The organism is Billgrantia aerodenitrificans, from assembly GCF_021404405.1.
Taxonomy (GTDB): domain Bacteria; phylum Pseudomonadota; class Gammaproteobacteria; order Pseudomonadales; family Halomonadaceae; genus Halomonas; species Halomonas aerodenitrificans.
Genome location: NZ_JABFTV010000002.1, coordinates 405,674 through 424,524 on the forward strand (window position 1 = coordinate 405,674; position 18,851 = coordinate 424,524).

The window sequence follows — 18,851 nt, forward strand, 5'->3', positions numbered from 1 at the left end:
CTGCATTGCACCGGTCGCGCCAGTTCCTTTACGATGGGCCGACTGACATGGGTGCCCCTGTGCCTAGGGGATAATCGGGAAGTATGGTGAGGCCGTAGGCCAATTCCATCGCTGCCCCCGCAACGGTAATGAGTGAGTCGCCTGCAAGAACCACTGGCATCGCGCTGGGAAGGTGCAGGCTTTGACGTCGTTCTGGCGTCCTCCTCGAGCCCGGAGACCGGCCCATCAATCCATCATCATCCCGTACCGGTGCGGTGGGCACCGAGGAGATGCCGTGTCTGCGTTCGTTCCATTCGCCCCTTCCGTGGGGTTGTTGCCGTTTGCGACCGATGTCTTTTCGGCCGTGTGCCGCTGCGTGTCCGGCCTATGCATGGCGAGGCTCCCGTGAGCGAGTTTCCCTTCGCCGCCGTGGTCGGCCTGGCAGAACTCAAGACCGCGCTGCTGCTCAACGCCATCCACCCGCGTATCGGCGGGGTGTTGATCAGCGGGCCGCGTGGCAGTGCGAAATCCACCCTGGCACGGGCCCTGGCGGCGATCCTGCCTGACGATGGGGAAGGGCGTCGGCCGCCCTTCGTCACCCTGCCCCTGGGGGCCAGCGAGGAGCGCCTGACCGGCAGCCTGGACCTGCAGCGGGTACTCGCCGAACGCGAGGCGGCCTTCCAGCCGGGGCTGTTGGCCAAGGCGCACGGCGGCGTGCTCTACGTCGACGAAGTCAACCTGCTGCCGGACACCCTGGTAGACCTGCTGCTCGACGTGGCCGCCAGCGGTACCAACGTCGTCGAACGCGACGGTGTCAGCCATTCCCATCCCGCGCGTTTCCGCTTGATCGGCACCATGAACCCGGACGAGGGCGAGCTGCGCCCGCAGCTGCTCGACCGCTTCGGCCTCTGCCTCGAACAGCACGCTTCGGTCAGTGTGGAAGAGCGCATCGCCATCGTGCAGCAGCGCGAAGCCTTCGACCGCGACCCCCAGGGCTATGTGGCACGCCACGCCGAGGCCCAGGTAGCGCTCACCCAGCGTATTCGGCGTGCCCAGTCGGCGCTGGCGGAGATCGTCAGCGAGGCGTGGGTTTACGAGCACATCGCGCTGGGCTGTCAGGAGGCCGGCGTCGAAGGGCTGCGGGCGGACGTGACCTGGCATCGTGCTGCCCAGGCCCACGCCGCCTGGCGCGGCGCCGCTGCCGTGGCTAGGGAGGATCTGGATATCGTCGAGCCCTGGGTGCTGGCACATCGGCGGACCTCGCCGCCTGCCCAGGAGCCAGGCAAGCTCTCGGCCCATAATCCGCCCCCGCCGCCAAGCTCCGGTACGCCACCCGCGTCGAGCGGGCCGGTAGGTCCCGGTGGCGACACGGCCGGCTCAAGCGGCCAGGGGCAGTGGGGCGCCATGCCGCCGGTAGCGCAGAAAAGCGTCAGCGTGCCGGCCCCGAGCCTGTCGGACATGATCGCGCATGAGCGTGGCTCCGATTGCGCCAGGGCTTCCCAGGCGCCTGCTGTGGTCAGGCGTCGGGGCCATCAGCGTCGCTCCTACCTGGCATCGCCCCGGCCGGACTGGTTCGCCACTGTGGCCGCCAATCATGGCCGCTGGCCCTGGCGTCGGTTGGAGCATCGCAAGACGCAAGCCGCTCCGCCGACGGTTCATCTGGTGCTGCTGGATACCTCCGCCTCGACCCTGGGGCGGCAACTGCTGGGACAGGCCAAGGGGCTGGTCGAGCAACTGGCCCGACAGGCCTATGCCGCCCGCGAGCAAATGGCCGTGCTTGGCTTCGGCAATGACGGTGTCACGCCGATCCTGCTGCGCCGCCGTGCGCCCAAGGCGCTGCGTGAGCGGCTCGACAATGCTGACGGCGGTGGCGGCACACCGCTGCGCCAGGTCGTGGCGCAGGCGGCGCGGTTGATTCGCCAATGGCGGCGGCAGGAGGCCGACCTGCGCATACGCACCTACCTGATAACCGACGGCCGCACCCGGCAATCCCTGGCCGGCCTGCCGGCGCTGGGCGATTGCCTGGTCGTCGATACCGAACAAGGCGCCGTCAAGCGGGGACGAGGCGAGACCATCGCCGAGCAGCTCGGCGCCCGCTATTGTCGCCTGCCGCTGCCGGCGGGCCGTTCACGGCCAGGAGGCCAGGCGTGATGAAGGAACCTGTCGAGCGGGCGAGCGCTGCCTGTCCTGCGCTGTTCATCGCCGCACCGGCCTCGGGCCAGGGCAAGACCACCCTGACCGCGGCGCTGGCCCGGCTGCTGCGCAACCGCGGCAAGGTGGTGCGGGTGTTCAAGACGGGGCCGGACTACCTCGACCCTCAGATTCTGGCCCAGGCCTCTGGCCGACCGGTGGATCAGCTCGACCTGTGGATGGCGGGGGAGATCTACTGCCGCCAGCGCTTCTTCGAGGCGGCCTGCGAGGCGGATCTGATCCTGGTGGAGGGCGCCATGGGGCTGTTCGACGGCGAGCCCCCCAGCGCCGACTTGGCCGCTCTGTTCGGCCTGCCGCTGGTCATCGTCATGGACGTCAAGGGCATGGCCCAGACCGCCGCGGCGCTGGTGGCCGGCCTGGCGGGCTTTCGTGACGACATCCGCATCGCCGGGCTGATCGCCAACGCCTGCGCCTCGCAGCGCCACCGTGAGCTGATCGAGTCCGCTCTGCCTGCCGAGATTCCGCTGTTGGCCGCGGTGGCGCGGGACGGAGCGCTGACCCTGCCCGAGCGCCACCTGGGGCTGGTGCAGGCCGACGAGATCCGCGCCGAGCTGGAGCAGCGCTTCGAGGCCGGCGCCAGGGCGTTGGACGCCGAGCGGCTGGCGGAGGCGCTGCTGCAGCTGCCGCCTGTTACCTTCGAGGCGCCGAGGCAGGCTGCCGAGGCTCCCATGCCATCGCTGCGAGGGCGGGTTATCGGCGTGGCGCGGGACGCGGCCTTCAGCTTCATCTACCAGGCCAACCTGGATCTGCTGGAGCGCATGGGGGCGACCCTGCGCTTCTTCTCGCCCCTGGCCGACCGCCAACTGCCACCCTGCGATGCGCTGTGGCTGCCGGGCGGTTATCCCGAGCTGCACGCCGCACAACTGGCGGCGAACGTGTCGATGCGCGACGAGCTGTGCCGCTTCTTTGCCGCCGACAAGCCGATCCTCGCCGAGTGCGGCGGCCTGCTCTACTGCCTGGAGAGCCTGACCGATACCGACGGCGAGACCCACACCATGCTGGGGCTGTTGCCGGGCCACGGCGCCATGCGCGGACGCCGCGGCTGCCAGGGCATGCAGACCGCCGAGCTGCCGGAGGGGCCGGTGCGTGGCCACGCGCATCACCGCTCGACGGCGGAGGGCACGCCCGCGCCCATCGCCTTCTGTCGGCGTCAGCGCCACCCCGCGCCGGGCGAGGCGATCTACCGTCAGCGCGGCCTCACGGCCAGCTACCTGCATCTGTTCTTTCCTGACAATCCCGACGCCCTGGCCCGGCTGTTCACGGCGAGCGGGCAGTCGGCAAGCGCTTTAGAGACTCATTCCATCACTTCACTGGAGTCCCAAGGATGAACCTGAACAAGATTCCCGCCACGGTGGTGACCGGCTTCCTGGGCAGCGGCAAGACCACCCTGCTGGCCGCCATGCTGCGCCAGGTCACCGGCAAGCGCATCGCCGTCATCGTCAACGAGTTCGGCGAGCAGGACATCGACTCCAGCCTGCTGCGCGGCTGTGCCTTGAGCTGTGAAGAGGGTAATGAAGAAGGCCGTGACGAGGCGGGTGACGCTCCGGTGGAGGTCGAAAACGGCATCTATGAGCTGGCCAACGGCTGCATCTGCTGCACCGTGGAGGAGGAGTTCCTGCCGGTGATGAAGACGCTGATGGCCCGCCGCGACACGATCGATCATATCCTGATCGAGACCAGCGGCCTGGCCCTGCCCAAGCCGCTGGTGCAGGCGTTCAACTGGCCGGAGGTGCGTCAGCACTGCACCGTGGATGCCATCATCACCGTGGTCGACGGTCCGGCAGTGGCTGCCGGCCGCTATGCCCACGACGTGGAGAGGGTGGAGGCCCAGCGCCGCGCCGACGAGTCCCTCGATCATGACCCCAGTCTGCGTGAGCTGCTCGACGACCAGCTCAGCGCGGCGGATCTGGTGCTGGTCAGCAAGACCGACCTGCTCGACCCGGCCGAACGGGCCCGGGTGGAAGCGCTGGTCGCACAGCGGGTGCCGGCATCGGTGAAGACCCTGTTCATCGACAAGGGGCTGGCCGAGGACCGCGCTCAACTGGAGGCGCTGATGGGCATCGGCGCGGCCAGCGAGGAGGGTATCGACCATATCGACAACCACCACGACCGCCACCATGCCGAGGGCGCCCACCACGATCACGCCCACGATCACTTCGACTCTTGCGTGATCCGCCTGGGCGAGGTCGACGGCGAGGCCTTGGCGGCACGCCTGCAGCAACTGCTGCAGCACCACGAGATCTATCGCGCCAAGGGCTTCGCGGCGATTCCCGGCAAGCCCATGCGCCGGGTGATCCAGGCCGTGGGCGAGCGCCTGGACGGCTACTTCGACCGGCTGTGGGGACAGGACGAGCCGCGGGCTACCCAGCTCGTCTTCATCGGCAAGGGGCTGGATAGCGCGGCGCTGCGCGATGCCCTGGCGGATACCGAGATCGCGACGAGCCCCTGATGCATCTCTTCGCCGCCAAGCCGGGGGGCTTCGTCGACGACGAGGGTATCGTCGATCTGCAGCAGAGCCCCGCCGAGGTCGTCATCCTGTCGGCCGCCGACAGCAGCCTGTCGGCCCTGGCCCAGGCGGCGGAGCGTCTGGCCGAGAGCGACGGTGAGGGCTTTCCCTCGCTGCGCCTGGCCAACTGGATGAACCTGATCAAGCCGGCCGCCTACGACCTCTACGAAGACCGGGTGCTGGAGCAGGCGCGGCTGGTGATCGTCTCGCTATTGGGCGGCAGCGGCTACTGGCGCTACGGCCATGAGCGCCTGCTGGCCTGGGCCGCTGCCGACCGGCGCCGCCAGTTGATCCTGGTGCCGGGCTGCGACGCCCCGGACGACGCCCTGCTGGCGGACTCCAGCGTGCCTGTCGCCACGGCCCATCGGGTTTGGCGCTACCTGCGCGAGGGCGGGGTCGACAATGCAGAGCAGCTACTGCGCTGTATCGGCAGCGAGTGTCTTGGGCTGCCGCTTGCGTGGCGCGAACCCCAGGCGCTACCCGCGGCGCTGCTCTATTTTCCCGGAACATCCGCCCGGAAATCCCTGCAGGACCAGTCGGCGGTGACGCTCAACGAGTGGCGCAGGCAGCAGGACGCGACGCGCCCGGTCTGCCTGCTGCTGTTCTATCGCAGCCATCTACAGGGCGCCAACACGGCGGTGCTGGATGGCCTGCTCGAGGTGCTCGAGGCCCAGGGGTTCGCGCCCCTGGCGGTGGCGGTGGCCTCGCTCAAGGAGTCGGCCTGCCTGGCCTTCGTCAATCATCTGCTCGAGCAGACCGGGGCCGGCATCGTGATCAATACCACCGGCTTCTCGGTCAATCGTCATGCCGACGAGAGCGAGGCGCCGGTGGAAGAGCAGCTCGATCAGGACCTCGCGGGGCTCTTCGTCGGCCGGCCGGTGGTGCTGCAGGCGATCCTCTCCAGCAGCACCGAAGAGGACTGGCAGGCCGAGGCCGGCGGCCTGCGCAGCCGCGACATGGCCATGCAGGTGGTGCTGCCGGAGATGGACGGCCGCATCATGACCCGGGTGGTGGGCTTCAAGAGCGAGGCCCACTACAGCGAGCGCTGCCAGCTGCCGGTGATTCGCCATGCCCTGCACCCGGAGCGTGCCGCCTTCGTCGCCCGGCTGGCACGGCGCTTCAGCGACCTGCAGCGCACGCCGAACCGGCACAAGCGCCTGGCGCTGGTGCTGGCCAACTACCCCAATCGCGACGGGCGCATCGGCAACGGCGTCGGCCTCGACACGCCGGCCTCGACCCTGGCGATCCTGCGCGCCCTGGCGGCGGCGGGCTATCCGGTCGACGAGCTGCCGGCGGATGGCGATGCGCTGGTGCGGCGGCTGCAGGCGGGGGTGACCAACGACCCCCGCGGACTGGAGCAGCGCGGCTGCTGGCAGAGCATCGCCCTCGACGACTACATGGCCTGGTTCCGGACCCTGCCGCAAGCGCTGCAGGAGGCGGTATGGCAGCGCTGGGGCGCGCCCAGCGAGGACCCCAAGCATCGCCAGGGCCGGCTGATGATCGCCGGCATTCGCCTGGGTGAAACCTTCGTCGGCATCCAGCCTCTGCGCGACCTGGGTAACGACCCGCTCCAGAGCTACCACGACAGCGAGCTGGTGCCGCCCCACAGCTACCTGGCCTTCTATCTCTGGCTGCGCGAGCACTACCGGGTGGATGCGCTGATCCACGTTGGCAAGCATGGCAACCTGGAGTGGCTGCCGGGCAAGAGCGCGGCGCTCTCCGCCGAGTGCTGGCCCGACGTCGCCCTGGGGCCGCTGCCGCACTTCTATCCCTTCATCGTCAACGACCCGGGCGAGGGCGCCCAGGCCAAGCGCCGCAGCCAGGCGGTGATCGTCGATCACCTGATGCCGCCGCTGGCCCGTGCCGAACTCTACGGCGCCATGGCCGAACTCGAGGCGCTGACCGACGAGTACTACCAGGCCCTGGGCATGGACCCACGCCGCGAGACCCTGCTGCGCGAGCGCATCCTCGTCCACCTGCGCGACACCGGCATCGACCGCGAGCTGGCGCAGGGCAGAACAGGCGGGGAGACGGCCGGGGAGGTGGATGACGAGCGCCTGCTCAACGAGCTGGACACCTATCTGTGCGACATCAAGGAGGCGCAGATCCGCCACGGCCTGCACGTGCTGGGCAGCCTGCCGCCGCGGGACAAGCTGGCCGGAACCCTGGTCGCCATCCTGCGGCTGCCGCGGGGCGATACGTCGACCCAGCGCGGCCTGCTGCACAACCTGTCCGCCGACCTGGGCCTACCGCCGGAGTTCGACCCCCTGGCGGCCGGAGCCGAGCCCTGGCACGGTCCGCGGCCGGCGGCGCTGGCCGAGCTGGACGACTCCCCCTGGCGCAGCGCCGCCGATACCCGCGAGCGCCTGGAGCTGCTCGCCCACCGCCTGGTGGAGACGCATGTCGTGGCGGAGGGCTGCCTGGCCAGCCTGGCCCATGACCATCCGGCCACCGCCGAGCAGCTGAGCCATGTGCGCGACGGGCTTTGGGCGGCCATGCAGCGCGGCGTCGAGATGGAGATCCAGTCGCTGCTGACCGGCCTCGAGGGGCGTTTCGTCCCTCCCGGACCGAGCGGCGCGCCCAGCCGCGGGCGCCTGGACGTGCTGCCCACCGGGCGCAACTTCTTCAGCGTCGACAACCGCTCGATACCGTCGCCGGCCGCCTGGTCGCTGGGCGAGGCCTCGGCCCGGGCCTTCGTCGAGCGCTACCTGCAGGATCACGGCGACTATCCGCGGCGGCTGGGCCTGTCGATCTGGGGCACTGCCACCATGCGCACCGGCGGCGACGACATCGCCCAGGCCTTCGCCCTGATGGGCGTGCGACCGGTGTGGTCGCTGGGCTCGCGACGGGTGATCGACGTCGAGGTGATTCCCGCCATGCTGCTGGGGCGGCCGCGGGTGGACGTCACCCTGCGGGTCTCCGGCTTCTTCCGCGACGCCTTCGCCAACGTCATCCGCCTGTTCGACCGGGCGGTACGGGCGGTGGCCGAGTACCAGGAGCCGGGGGAGGCCAACACCATTCGGGCGGCGGTCATGGCGCGCCGGCAGGAACTCGAGGCGCAGGGCCGCTCACCTGAGCAGGCGGAGTGGGAGGCCGGCTATCGAGTCTTCGGCAGCCGGCCCGGTGAGTACGGCACCGGCCTCAACCGGCTGCTCGACGAGCGCGCCTGGCGGCACGCCGATGACCTGGCCGATGCCTACCTGGCGAGCGGGGCTTACGCCTACGGCCAGTTTCCCGAGTCGGGGGTGGCGGCCCGGGCGGCCTTCGAGCATCAGCTCGAAGGGCTGGAGGCGGTGATGCACAACCAGGACAACCGCGAGCACGACATCCTCGACTCCAACGGCTACTTCGCCTTCCAGGGCGGCATGGCCAACGCCAGCCGTGCGCTCAGCGGCCAGGCACCGAGCATCTATCACGCCGACCACGCCAATCCGGCGCGGCCACGCATGCGCAGCCTCGAGCAGGAGCTGGCCCGGGTGATCCGCTCCCGGGTGCTCAACCCGAAGTGGATCGAGGCCATGCGCGAACACGGCTACAAGGGCGCCGCGGAGATGGCGGCGACGGTGGACTACCTGTTCGCCTACGACGCCACCACCGACCTGGTGGCCGACTACCAATATGCCCAGGTCAGCCAGGCGCTGGTGCTGGATCCACTGAACCAGCAGTTCCTGCGCGAGCACAATCCGGCGGCCATGGAGGAGATGGCCGAGCGCCTGCTCGAGGCCATTCAGCGCGGCCTGTGGCGGGAGCCCGGCGAACAGGGCCCGGCCCTGCAGGACCTGCTGCTGGAGATCGACGAAACCCGGGAGGTGGCGTCGCCATGACGAACCAGGCGAACGCGCCGCGGATCAAGGGCTGGTGTCCTGGCGCCTGGCGCCCCATGGCCTCCGGCGATGGGCTGCTGGTGCGCGTGCGCGCCCCGCTGGGGCGGCTCACCCGGCATCAGATGCTGGCCCTGTGCGAGGCGGCCGAGACCTTCGGCAGCGGCCTGATCGAACTCACCAATCGGGCCAACCTGCAGCTGCGCGGCGTGTCCGACGCCAGTTGGCCAGGGCTGATGGCCTTTCTGGTCGAGCATGGCCTGGTGGCGGCCGACCCGCAGAGTGAGCGTCGGCTGCCGCTGCTGCTGGCGCCCGACTGGCAGCCCGGCGACGCCACCCATGAGGTGGCGCGACGCTTGGAGGCCCTGCTCGATGCGTTGCCGGCACTGCCGGCCAAGATGGGCGTGGCCATCGATGCCGGCGCCGCACCGTTGCTGGGCGAAGTCTCGGCTGATTTCCGCATCGAGCGCTCGCGGGAAGGGGGCTTGCCGGCGCGGGCTTCGGGCGCCTTGCCGGCGCAGTCTTCGGGCGCGTTATTAGTCCGTGCCGACGGGCGGGAAATGGGCACGCCGGTGGACTCGCCCGCGGCCGCCGTCGAGCTTCTGATCCGGCTGCTGCACTGGTTCGTCGACAGCGGCGGACGCGATGCCGGGCGCATGCGCCGGCACTCGGCACCGCTGCCGCCCTGGGCGCCCGCCACGCAGCGGCCCGCCGCCGCCAGCCCCGTGCCGGCTCTGGGCCAGCACGCATGGGGCAGGGCGCTGGGCCTGCCGTTCGGGCGGGCACCGGCGGCGACGCTGCGGGCCTTGATTATGGCGGACTCGGTCGGCAGCGTGCGGGTCACCCCCTGGCGGCGGCTGCTGGTCGAGGGGTTTCCCGCCGGCGAGCCTTCGCCGCCGGGGCTGCTGGAGAGCGAGCGCGATCCACGCCTGGCCATGCAGGCCTGTCCGGGCGCGCCCTACTGCGAGCAGGCCAGCGTGGCGACCCTGGGCCTGGCTCAGGAATTGGCCGAACGGCTGGACGGCCAGGGATCGCGCAGCGTGCACCTGTCCGGTTGCATCAAGGGCTGCGCCTGCCAGGCGCCGACGGACCTCTGCCTGACCGGCCGTGCGGGACGCTTCGACCTGATCGTCGGTGATCGCGCCGATGGGGAGCCGGTGGCCACCGGCCTGGATGAATCCGATGTTATCGAACACCTAGAGAAGAATCGCGATGCCTTACGTCTATGAAACGGACGGCCCGGCCATCTACCGGGAGTCCTTTTCCATCATCCGGCGCGAGGCCGAGTTGGCGCGCTTCGCGCCGGAGGAGGAGCCAGTAGCGGTGCGCATGATCCATGCCGCCGGGCTGGTGGAACTCGCCGCGCATATTCACTTCCGCGGCGATGCGGTGAATCGGGCCCGGACGGCGCTGGAGCAGGGCGCCCCGATTCTGTGCGATGCGCGCATGGTTTCCGAGGGCATCACCCGCAAGCGCTTGCCGGCAGACAACCCGGTGATCTGTACCCTGCACCATGAGCGGGTACACGACCTCGCCCGGGAGCTGGCCACCACCCGCTCGGCGGCGGCGCTGGAGCTGTGGCGACCCCATCTCGACGGGGCGGTAGTGGCGATCGGCAACGCGCCCACCGCACTGTTCCACCTGCTCAACATGCTGGAAGATCCGGCGTGCCCGCGCCCGGCGGCGATCATCGGCTGCCCGGTGGGCTTCGTGGGGGCCGCCGAATCCAAGCAGGCCCTGTGGGAGAGCGCCACGGCTCCCTGCGTGATCGTCGAGGGACGCCTCGGCGGCAGCGCGGTGACGGTGGCCGCCCTCAATGCCATGGCGGATCGCAGCGAATGAGCCAAGAAACCATCAAGCCGGGCACCATCCATGGCGTCGGCCTCGGCCCCGGCAGCCAGGACCTGATGAGCGTGCGCGCCGACCGACTGATTCGTGGGGCCACCCACGTCGCCTATTTCCGCAAGAAGGGGCGCCGCGGCCATGCCCGCAGCATCGTCGAGGGCCTGCTGGCGCCCGACGTGATCGAAATCCCGCTGGAGTATCCGGTCACCACCGAAATCCCGTTCGACGACCCGCTCTACAACGAACTGCTGGCGGCCTTCTACGAGAACAGCGTCGCGCAGCTCCGCGAGATCGCCGAGGCCGGGTGCGATGCAGTGGTGCTGTGTGAGGGCGATCCGTTCTTCTACGGCTCCTTCATGCACCTCTATACCCGCCTGCAGGGGCGGGTGCCGGTGGAAGTGGTGCCCGGCATCACCGGCATGTCCGCCGCCTGGACCGCCACCGGGCAACCGGTGACCTGGGGCGACGACATCATGACCGTGCTGATGGGCACCCTGCCCGAAGCAACGCTGGTCGAACATATCGCGCGGACCGATGCCCTGGTGGTGATGAAGATCGGCCGCAACCTGGCCAAGCTCCAGCGAGCGCTGGCCGAGACCGGCCGGGAGCAGGAGGCCTGGCTGATCGAGTACGCCGCCATGCCGCAGCAGCGGATACGACCGTTTCGCGAGGTCGGCGACAGCGTGCCCTACTTCTCCATCGTGGTGATTCATGGCAACGGGAGGCGGCCATGACAGCCAAGAACAACGCCGGTTGGCTGAAGGTGGTTGGTCTTGGCCCGGGCGGTGATGCGCTGATCACCCCGGAAGTCTCCGCCGCCCTGAGCGAGGCCACCGACGTGGTGGGCTATGTGCCCTACGTCGAACGGGTGGCGCCGCGGCCGGGGTTGGTGCGCCACGGCTCTGACAACCGCGAGGAGATCCGCCGCGCGGAGCAGGCGCTGCGGCTGGCCGCCGAGGGGCGGCGGGTGGTGGTGGTCTCCTCGGGGGACCCCGGCGTGTTTGCCATGGCCGCGGCGCTGTTCGAGGCGCTCGAAGCCGGCGAGCCCGAATGGCGCGATCTGGACATCCAGGTGCTGCCGGGTATCTCCGCCATGCTGGCCGCTAGTGCACGCTTGGGGGCACCGCTGGGCCACGATTTCTGCTGTATCAACCTTTCCGACAACCTCAAGCCCTGGGCGCTGATCGAACGGCGCCTGCGGCTGGCCGCCGAGGCCGACTTCGCCATGGCCTTCTACAACCCGCGCTCCCGCGCCCGGCCGGAGGGCTTCGTCCGCACTCTCGAGGTGCTGCGCGAGACCTGCGGGGCGCAGCGCCCGATCATGTTCGCCCGGGCCGTCTCCACGCCGGAAGAGCGTCTGACGGTCACCACCCTGGGCGAGGCCACGGCAGAGATGGCCGATATGCGCACCCTGGTGATGGTGGGCTCCAGCCAGACGCGGCTGATCCGGCGTGAAGGCGTGCCCTGGGTCTATACCCCGCGCTCGGTCCTAGAGTCTGTCTCAGGGGCTTGCTCAGGGACTGACGCAGGAGCCGAGCCGTGATGCAGCCAGGCCAACACCGCATCGACCGAATGCACCTCGCGCCGGGGCGGCGGCACTGGCCGCTCGATCATCACCACCGGTACGCCCAGCCGGCGAGCGGCGTCGAGCTTGGCGATGGCGCCGGTGCCGCCGGCGTTCTTGCACACGACGCGCTGGATGCCGTGCTCCCGCAGCAGCGCCAGGTCGCCGTCCAGCGTGAAGGGGCCGCGGTCGAGGACGATATGGTGGCGGGGCAGGGGCGGCGGCATCTCGGGGGCATCGACCAGCCGCAGCAGATAGTGGTGCTGGGGCTGGGCGGCGAAGGCGGCGAGCTGTTGGCGGCCGATGGCCAGCAGGATGCGCTGGGGCGGGCCGGCCAGGGCCTGTACCGCCGCTTCGACATCGGCGACCGGTGTACAGCAGTCCCCGGCCTGGGGCGCCCAGGGCGAGCGGGTCAGGGCGATCAGCGGAATGCCGCTGTGGCTTGCCGCGGCCACGGCGTTGCGGCTCATCTGCTCGGCGAAGGGATGGGTGGCATCGACCAAATGGGTGATGCGCTGCTCCGTCAGCAAGGCGGCCAGGCCTGCCACGCCGCCGAAGCCGCCGACCCGGGTGGGCAGCGGCTGGGGCTTGGGCGCCTTGACCCGGCCGGCATAGCTGAACAGGGCCGGAATCGAGCGCTCGGCCAGGGCAGTCGCCAGGGCACTGGCCTCAGTGGTTCCCCCTAGAATCAGGATTTTCATATGACGGATCGTGATGACGCCCCCTGGCTGACCCTGCTTGGCTGGGGGGAAGGTGGCACAGAAGGGCTGACCGCGGCAAGCCGCGAGGCGCTGGAGGCCGCCGAGCTGGTGTTCGGTGCCCGGCGCCATCTACGCCTGCTGCCGCCGCTGTCCGCCGAGGTGCGGGAGTGGCCGGTGCCCTTCGCCGAGGGCATTCCTCGACTGCTGGCCGAGCGGGGCCGGCGGGTGGTCATGCTGGTCTCCGGCGATCCCTTCTGGTTCGGTGCCGGGTCCACGCTGGCGCGCCATCTACCCGCCGCGGAGTGGCGGGCGCTGCCGGCGCCTTCCACCTTCAGCCTGGCGGCAGGGCGCCTGGGCTGGCCGCTGGAGGCGTGCACCTGCCTCGGCCTGCACGCCAAGCCGCTGACGCGCATCCGGCCCTACCTTCAGCAGCACCGACGCTTATTGGTACTGCTGCGGGACGGGAACGCCGTGCATGAACTGGCCGGCCTGTTGGTTCGCTTCGGCTTCGGTGGGTCGCGGCTTCACGTGCTGGAAGCGCTGGGGGGAGACGACGAGCGCCTTCGCAGCATGCGGGCCGACGCCGACCTGCCCGGCGATATCGCCCACCCGGTGGCGGTGGGGCTGGAGGTGGCCGGTGATGGTCCGGCCCTGCCGCTCACACCCGGCCTGCCGGACGCGCTGTTCGAGCACGACGGCCAGCTCACCAAGCAGGCCGTGCGCGCCATGACCCTGGCCGCCCTGGCTCCGAGGGCGGGGCAGCGGCTGTGGGACATCGGCACGGGCTCGGGCTCGATCGCCATCGAGTGGCTGCTGGTTCATCCGGAGAACCAGGCGGTGGCCTTCGAGTGCCACGCCGAGCGGGCAGCGCGGGCACGCCGTAATGCCGACAACCTCGGCGTCGACTGGCTCGAGGTGGTGGAGGGCGCCGCCCTCGACGTTCTGAAAAATCAGGCACAGGAAGACCTGCTGCCGCCGGAAGCGGTCTTTATCGGGGGCGGGTTATCGGAAAGCTTGCTGGAGGCGCTATGGCAGCGACTGCCGCCCGGGGTGCGCGTGGTGGCCAATGCGGTGACTCTGGAGTCCGAGGCCCTGCTGGCCGAGTGGCAGCGGCGGGCCGGCGGCGAGCTGCTGCGCATCGAGCTGTCCAGCGCCGCTCCCCTCGGCAACCGTCGCGGCTGGAAGGCTGGTTACCCCATCGTGCAGTGGCGGGTGACCCGATGACGGCGGCATCGAACGCCATGTGCGTGGTCGGCTTCGGCTTTCGCCGTGCGGCACGGCTGGCCTCGCTGGCCGATCTGCTGGCGCAACTGGAGGCCCGCTATGGCCCCGTCGACCGCCTGGCGGCGGCAGCGTCCAAGCAGGCGCTGGTGCAGGCGCTGGGGCGCGAGCGGGGCATGGCGGTGATCGCCGTGGCCGACGAGGCGCTGCCATCGGCCGTCACCCTCACGCACTCCCGCCATAGCCTCGAGGCCCGGGGCACGGGCAGCGTCGCCGAGGCCGTCGCCCTGCTGGCGGCGGGGCCCGGAGCGGAATTGCTCGGCCCCCGGCTGATTTCGGCGGATCGCATGGCCACCGCGGCAGTAGCGAGAGGGGCTTTGAGAGGAGCTTTGAGAGGAGAGGGCGCATGACCATACATTTCATCGGCGCCGGCCCCGGGGCGCCGGACCTGCTGACGCTGCGCGGGCGCGATCTGATCGCGGCCTGCCCCGTGTGCCTCTACGCGGGCTCGCTGGTGCCCGAGCAGATCCTGGCCCACTGCCCGGAGGGCGCCCGTATCGTCAACACCGCGCCCATGTCCCTCGACGAGATCGTTGCCGAGATGCGCGCCGCCCATGCCGCGGGCCTAGATGTCGCCCGGCTGCATTCCGGCGACCTGTCGATATGGTCGGCCCTGGGCGAGCAGCTGCGCCGGCTGCGTGAGCTGGCAATTCCTTACACCATTACTCCGGGAGTGCCAGCCTTCGCCGCGGCGGCCGCCAGCCTGGGCCAGGAGCTGACCCTGCCGGGGGTGGCGCAGTCGCTGGTACTGACCCGCACCCCGGGGCGGGCCAGTGCCATGCCGGTGGGCGAGACCCTGGCCAACTTCGCCAGTAGCGGTGCCACCCTGGCGATCCATCTCTCCATTCATAATCTGTCCCAGGTCGTCGCCGAGCTGTTGCCCTACTATGGCGCCGAGTGCCCGGTGGCCATCGTCTGGCGGGCCAGCTGGCCCGACGAACGGGTAGTACGGGGGCGACTGGCGACGGTGGAAAACCTGATCGACGACGACACCCTGCAGCGCACCGCGCTGATCCTGGTGGGGCCGGTACTCGACAGTCAGGACTTTCAGGAGAGTAGCCTCTATTCCGTCGGCTACGACCGCCGCTTTCGGCCGCAGTCGGCGGATTCGCCTTTCGCTGCCGGCAGGGAGGATGAGCGATGATCCATCTCTCGCTGATCGGCATCGGCACCGGCAACACCGAGCATGTCACCCTGGCCGCGGTGCGGGCGCTCAACCAGGCGGACCTGATCCTGCTGCCGCGCAAGGGGGATGCCAAGTCAGACCTGATCGACCTGCGCCGGATGCTGTGTCGCGATCTGCTCGAGGCGTCATCCCGCCCCCGAATCGTGGAGTTCGATCTGCCGCGCCGCGATGCCCGCGCCGATTACCTGGGCGCGGTGGACGACTGGCATGACGCCATTGCCGAGGTGTGGGCGGACCTGATGGCAACGCACCTGCCTGAAGGCGGGCGGGTCGGTATGCTGATCTGGGGCGATCCCTCGCTCTACGACAGCAGCCTGCGGATTGCCGAGCGTCTAGGTGGCAAGGGGCAAGCGCTCGAAATACGCGTGGAGCCCGGCATCACCAGCCTACAGGCACTCACCGCCGCGCACTGCATCCCCCTGAATGCGCTGGCCGAACCGGTGTTGATCACCACGGGCCGGCGACTGCGGGAGCGCGGCTGGCCCAGTGACGCCGAGAGCGTAGCGGTGATGCTCGACAGCGGCGGTGCCTTCCAGGCGCTGCCTCAGGAAGGCCTCACTGTCTGGTGGGGGGCCTATCTGGGCATGGACAAGCAGTGCCTGATCGACGGCCCGCTGGTGGACGTGGCCGCGACGATCCTCGAACGGCGTGCCGCCCTGCGCGAGCGGCACGGCTGGATCATGGACGTCTACCTGTTGCGGCGAGTGTAATTAAGGAGAGTGCAATGAAAACGGTCGACCCCCAGCGCCATGCCGAACGCATGGCCCACAAGCAGAAGATCATGCAGGAGCGCATCGCCCGCGCCGACAAGGAGCAGGGTGTGCTGCTGGTACTCACCGGCCCCGGGAAGGGCAAGAGCAGCTCCGGCTTCGGCATGCTGGCCCGGGCGCTCGGCCATGGCATGAAGGTGGGCGTGGTGCAGTTCATCAAGGGTAAGTTCCAGACCGGCGAGGAAGCCTTCTTTCGCCAGCAGGCGAACGTCGACTACCACGTGATGGGCGAGGGCTACACCTGGGATACCCAGGACCGCGACAAGGACGTGCAAGCCGCCGAGGCGGCCTGGGAGGTGGCTCGCGGCATGCTCGAGGATCCTGCGGTCGACCTGGTGTTGCTCGACGAGCTCAACATTGCGCTGCGCCACGGCTACCTGGAACTCGATCGCGTACTCGACGACCTGCAGGCTCGTCCGGCCATGCAGCATGTGGTCGTTACCGGCCGGCACGCCCCCGAGGCGCTGATCGAGCTGGCCGACACCGTCACCGAGATGAAGGTGGTCAAGCACGCCTTCAAGGAGCAGGGGATCAAGGCGCAGAAGGGCATCGAGCTGTGAGTGTCGTGACGCTCGTGAGATGAGCGCCGGGGACAAGGCGCAGCGAGGGTTTTTTGCCAGGGATGGCAAAAATAGCGCCCAGGGATGGGTTCACAGCGCCCTCGCAGAGCCTTGGCGCCGGAACAGCTCATCGCTCCCTAACGGTGAAACACTAGCTCGGCGCTCATCCTGCCGACTCGTTTCCTCATGACTTTTTTGGAGAGCCGCATGGCAGAACACAGCGGGCGAGCCGATCACGCCTTTCCCCCGCCACAGCGGGATGGCCTCTACCGCGCGATTCACGAGCGCCGCGACGTGCGCGCCCAGTTCCTGCCGGATCCCGTGCCGCCCGAGGTGCTGGCCCGGCTGCTGGACGCCGCGCACCATGCGCCGTCGGTGGGCTTCATGCAGCCCTGGGACTTCCTGGTGATCGACAGCCTGGAGGTGCGCCGCCGGGTGCATCGGCTGTTCCTGCAGGAGAACGAGAGAGGGGCGCAGCAGTTTTCCGCTGAGCGGCAGCAGGCGTACCGCCGCCTCAAGCTCGAAGGCATCCTTGAGAGTCCGCTCAACCTCTGCATCACCTGCGACCGGAGCCGTGGCGACGGCCCGGTACTGGGGCGCACCAGCATCGTCGACACGGACCTGTTCAGCACCTGCCTGGCAGTGCAGAACCTGTGGCTGGCGGCCCGCGCCGAGGGCATCGGCGTGGGCTGGGTCAGCATTCTCGATCAGCAAGAGCTGGCGACGATCCTCGACCTGCTAGAACAGGTCTACCCCTTGGCGTACCTGTGTCTGGGCTATGTCAGCGAGTTTCTGCAGCAGCCCGAGCTGGCCCGCTCCGGGTGGCGCCAGCGCCTGCCGCTCACCGAGCTGGTGCATGGCAACGGCTGGGGGCAGGCGCTGGCGGACGAGGCTCTTCACGAGGCGCTGCAAGAGGTGGCCAGACCATGCCAACCCTGATGATCCAGGGCACCACTTCGGACGCCGGCAAGAGCACGGTGGTGGCGGGGCTGTGCCGGATGCTGGCCCGGCGCGGGGTGTCGGTGGCGCCGTTCAAGCCGCAGAACATGGCGCTCAACAGCGCGGTGACGGTGGACGGCGGCGAGATCGGCCGCTCCACGGCGCTGCAGGCGCTGGCGGCAGGTGTGGCGCCCCACAGCGATATGAACCCGGTGCTGCTCAAGCCGGAGAGCGACCGCGGCGCCCAGGTGATCCTGCGCGGGCACGTGCACGGCCACATGGACGCGCTGGACTACCACGCCTACAAGCGCACCGCACGGGAGAGCGTGCTGGCGGCGTGGCAGGCGCTGTCGAGCCGCTATGACGTGATCATTACCGAGGGGGCCGGCAGTCCGGCGGAGATCAACCTGCGCGCCAACGATATCGCCAATATGGGCTTCGCCGAGATGGTCGACTGCCCGGTGATCCTGGTCGGCGACATCGACCGCGGAGGGGTCTTCGCCCAGCTGGTGGGCACCCTGGAACTGCTCAGCGAGAGCGAGCGCTCACGTACCCAGGGCTTCATCGTCAACCGCTTCCGCGGCGACATTTCTCTGCTCGAGCCGGGCCTCGACTGGCTTACCGAGCGCACCGGCAAGCCGGTATATGGCACGCTGCCCTATCTGCAGGGCTTGCTGCTCGATGCCGAAGACAGCATCGGCCGCAGCGGGCGGGTGGGGGCGGGGGCCACGCTCAAGGTCGTGGTACCGGCGCTGCCGCGCATCAGTAACCACAACGACTTCGACCCGCTGCGTCTGCATCCCCAGGTCGACTTGACCTTCGTTGGGCCCAATCAGATCGGGCCAGGCCGGGAGATCCCGCCGACGGATCTGATCGTCCTACCCGGCAGCAAGAGCACCCGTAGCGACCTCGCCTGGCTGCGTGCCCAGGGCTGGGAAGAAGCAATACAGCGCCATCTGCGCTATGGCGGCCGAGTGCTCGGCATCTGCGGCGGCTTTCAAATGCTGGGCCGGGCGGTGCACGACCCCGACGGCCTGGAAGGGCCGGCAGGATCGACTCCCGGTCTGGGGCTGCTCGAGTTCGAGACGCGCATGGTGGCGGGTAAGCAGCTGCGCAATGTGAGTGGGCGCTTGCTAGCCGAAGAGGTGCCGATCGCCGGCTACGAGATCCATAACGGAGTGAGCGAGGGGCCGGCCCTGGCAAGGCCTCTCGTTGTGCTGGAGGGCCGGCCGGACGGTGCCGAAAGCGCAGATGGCCGGGTCATGGGCACCTACCTGCATGGCCTGTTCGATCGGCCCGAGGCGTGCGCGGCGCTGCTCGCTCGCTGCGGGCTCGATGCGCCGGGAGGCGCGGTGGATTACCAGGCCCATCGCCAGCAGGAACTCGACCGGCTGGCCGACTGCCTGGAAGCGAACCTGGATATGGCCGCCATCGAGCGCCTTATGGGGCTTTGAGTCGATGGGACTTTGAGCCCCAGGGCTCATTGTT

Annotated in this window: 16 protein-coding genes and 1 riboswitch; of the genes, 15 read left to right on the forward strand and 1 reads right to left on the reverse strand. The window is 69.6% G+C overall.

Features of this window, described 5'->3' with window-relative positions; all coding sequences use genetic code 11:
• Positions 1-32: 32 nt before the first annotated feature.
• Positions 33-238: riboswitch (cobalamin riboswitch) on the forward strand.
• Positions 239-366: 128 nt separating this feature from the next.
• Genes HOP59_RS05130 through cobJ form a run of 8 tightly spaced genes read left to right on the forward strand, consistent with a single transcriptional unit; the run spans position 367 to position 11,905 of the window.
• The gene (locus tag HOP59_RS05130; protein WP_234253064.1) at positions 367-2,130 is read left to right on the forward strand and encodes an AAA family ATPase; all 1,764 of its coding nucleotides are present in this window, start codon (positions 367-369) and stop codon (positions 2,128-2,130) included.
• Complete coding sequence (locus tag HOP59_RS05135) at positions 2,130-3,518, forward strand: cobyrinic acid a,c-diamide synthase CobB (protein WP_234253199.1); 1,389 nt, start codon at positions 2,130-2,132, stop codon at positions 3,516-3,518. Before HOP59_RS05130 ends, HOP59_RS05135 begins: the two co-directional genes overlap by 1 nt.
• The gene (gene cobW / locus HOP59_RS05140; RefSeq protein WP_234253065.1) at positions 3,515-4,639 is read left to right on the forward strand and encodes a cobalamin biosynthesis protein CobW; all 1,125 of its coding nucleotides are present in this window, start codon (positions 3,515-3,517) and stop codon (positions 4,637-4,639) included. The genes HOP59_RS05135 and cobW overlap by 4 nt, the downstream gene beginning before the upstream one ends.
• Entirely contained in the window at positions 4,639-8,520 is a 3,882-nt protein-coding gene (gene cobN, locus HOP59_RS05145) for a cobaltochelatase subunit CobN (RefSeq protein ID WP_234253066.1), read from the forward strand. Before cobW ends, cobN begins: the two co-directional genes overlap by 1 nt.
• Entirely contained in the window at positions 8,517-9,746 is a 1,230-nt protein-coding gene (locus HOP59_RS05150; RefSeq protein WP_234253067.1) for a cobalamin biosynthesis protein CobG, read from the forward strand. Before cobN ends, HOP59_RS05150 begins: the two co-directional genes overlap by 4 nt.
• Positions 9,730-10,359, forward strand: coding sequence for a precorrin-8X methylmutase (locus HOP59_RS05155; RefSeq protein ID WP_234253068.1), 630 nt, complete (start codon positions 9,730-9,732; stop codon positions 10,357-10,359). Before HOP59_RS05150 ends, HOP59_RS05155 begins: the two co-directional genes overlap by 17 nt.
• Positions 10,356-11,096: a precorrin-2 C(20)-methyltransferase gene (gene cobI, locus HOP59_RS05160; RefSeq protein ID WP_234253069.1), complete on the forward strand. Its 741-nt coding sequence runs from the start codon at positions 10,356-10,358 to the stop codon at positions 11,094-11,096. The genes HOP59_RS05155 and cobI overlap by 4 nt, the downstream gene beginning before the upstream one ends.
• Positions 11,093-11,905, forward strand: a complete 813-nt coding sequence (gene cobJ, locus HOP59_RS05165; protein ID WP_234253070.1) for a precorrin-3B C(17)-methyltransferase — start codon at positions 11,093-11,095, stop codon at positions 11,903-11,905. The genes cobI and cobJ overlap by 4 nt, the downstream gene beginning before the upstream one ends.
• Here cobJ and HOP59_RS05170 read toward each other — a convergent pair.
• The gene (locus HOP59_RS05170) at positions 11,833-12,627 is read right to left on the reverse strand and encodes a cobalt-precorrin-6A reductase (RefSeq protein WP_234253071.1); all 795 of its coding nucleotides are present in this window, start codon (positions 12,625-12,627) and stop codon (positions 11,833-11,835) included. The two genes, cobJ and HOP59_RS05170, sit on opposite strands and share 73 nt — an antisense overlap.
• Here HOP59_RS05170 and cbiE point away from each other — a divergent pair, their 5' ends adjacent.
• The 7 genes from cbiE (at position 12,628) to HOP59_RS05205 (ending at position 18,817) form a co-directional block, all read left to right on the forward strand.
• On the forward strand, positions 12,628-13,851 hold the full coding sequence (cbiE, locus tag HOP59_RS05175; RefSeq protein ID WP_234253072.1) for a precorrin-6y C5,15-methyltransferase (decarboxylating) subunit CbiE: 1,224 nt from the start codon (positions 12,628-12,630) through the stop codon (positions 13,849-13,851).
• Entirely contained in the window at positions 13,848-14,258 is a 411-nt protein-coding gene (locus tag HOP59_RS05180; RefSeq protein WP_234253073.1) for a cobalamin biosynthesis protein, read from the forward strand. The genes cbiE and HOP59_RS05180 overlap by 4 nt, the downstream gene beginning before the upstream one ends.
• Positions 14,255-15,052, forward strand: coding sequence for a precorrin-4 C(11)-methyltransferase (gene cobM / locus HOP59_RS05185; protein ID WP_234253074.1), 798 nt, complete (start codon positions 14,255-14,257; stop codon positions 15,050-15,052). The genes HOP59_RS05180 and cobM overlap by 4 nt, the downstream gene beginning before the upstream one ends.
• Complete coding sequence (gene cobF / locus HOP59_RS05190) at positions 15,049-15,804, forward strand: precorrin-6A synthase (deacetylating) (protein ID WP_234253075.1); 756 nt, start codon at positions 15,049-15,051, stop codon at positions 15,802-15,804. The genes cobM and cobF overlap by 4 nt, the downstream gene beginning before the upstream one ends.
• 14 nt (positions 15,805-15,818) lie before the next feature.
• The gene (gene cobO / locus HOP59_RS05195) at positions 15,819-16,424 is read left to right on the forward strand and encodes a cob(I)yrinic acid a,c-diamide adenosyltransferase (protein ID WP_234253076.1); all 606 of its coding nucleotides are present in this window, start codon (positions 15,819-15,821) and stop codon (positions 16,422-16,424) included.
• Between the two features lie 207 nt (positions 16,425-16,631).
• A complete protein-coding gene (gene bluB / locus HOP59_RS05200; RefSeq protein ID WP_234253077.1) occupies positions 16,632-17,363 on the forward strand; it encodes a 5,6-dimethylbenzimidazole synthase in 732 nt (243 codons plus the stop codon).
• Positions 17,351-18,817 (forward strand): cobyric acid synthase, encoded by a 1,467-nt coding sequence (locus HOP59_RS05205; protein WP_234253078.1) that lies wholly within the window; start codon positions 17,351-17,353, stop codon positions 18,815-18,817. Before bluB ends, HOP59_RS05205 begins: the two co-directional genes overlap by 13 nt.
• Positions 18,818-18,851: the final 34 nt, after the last annotated feature.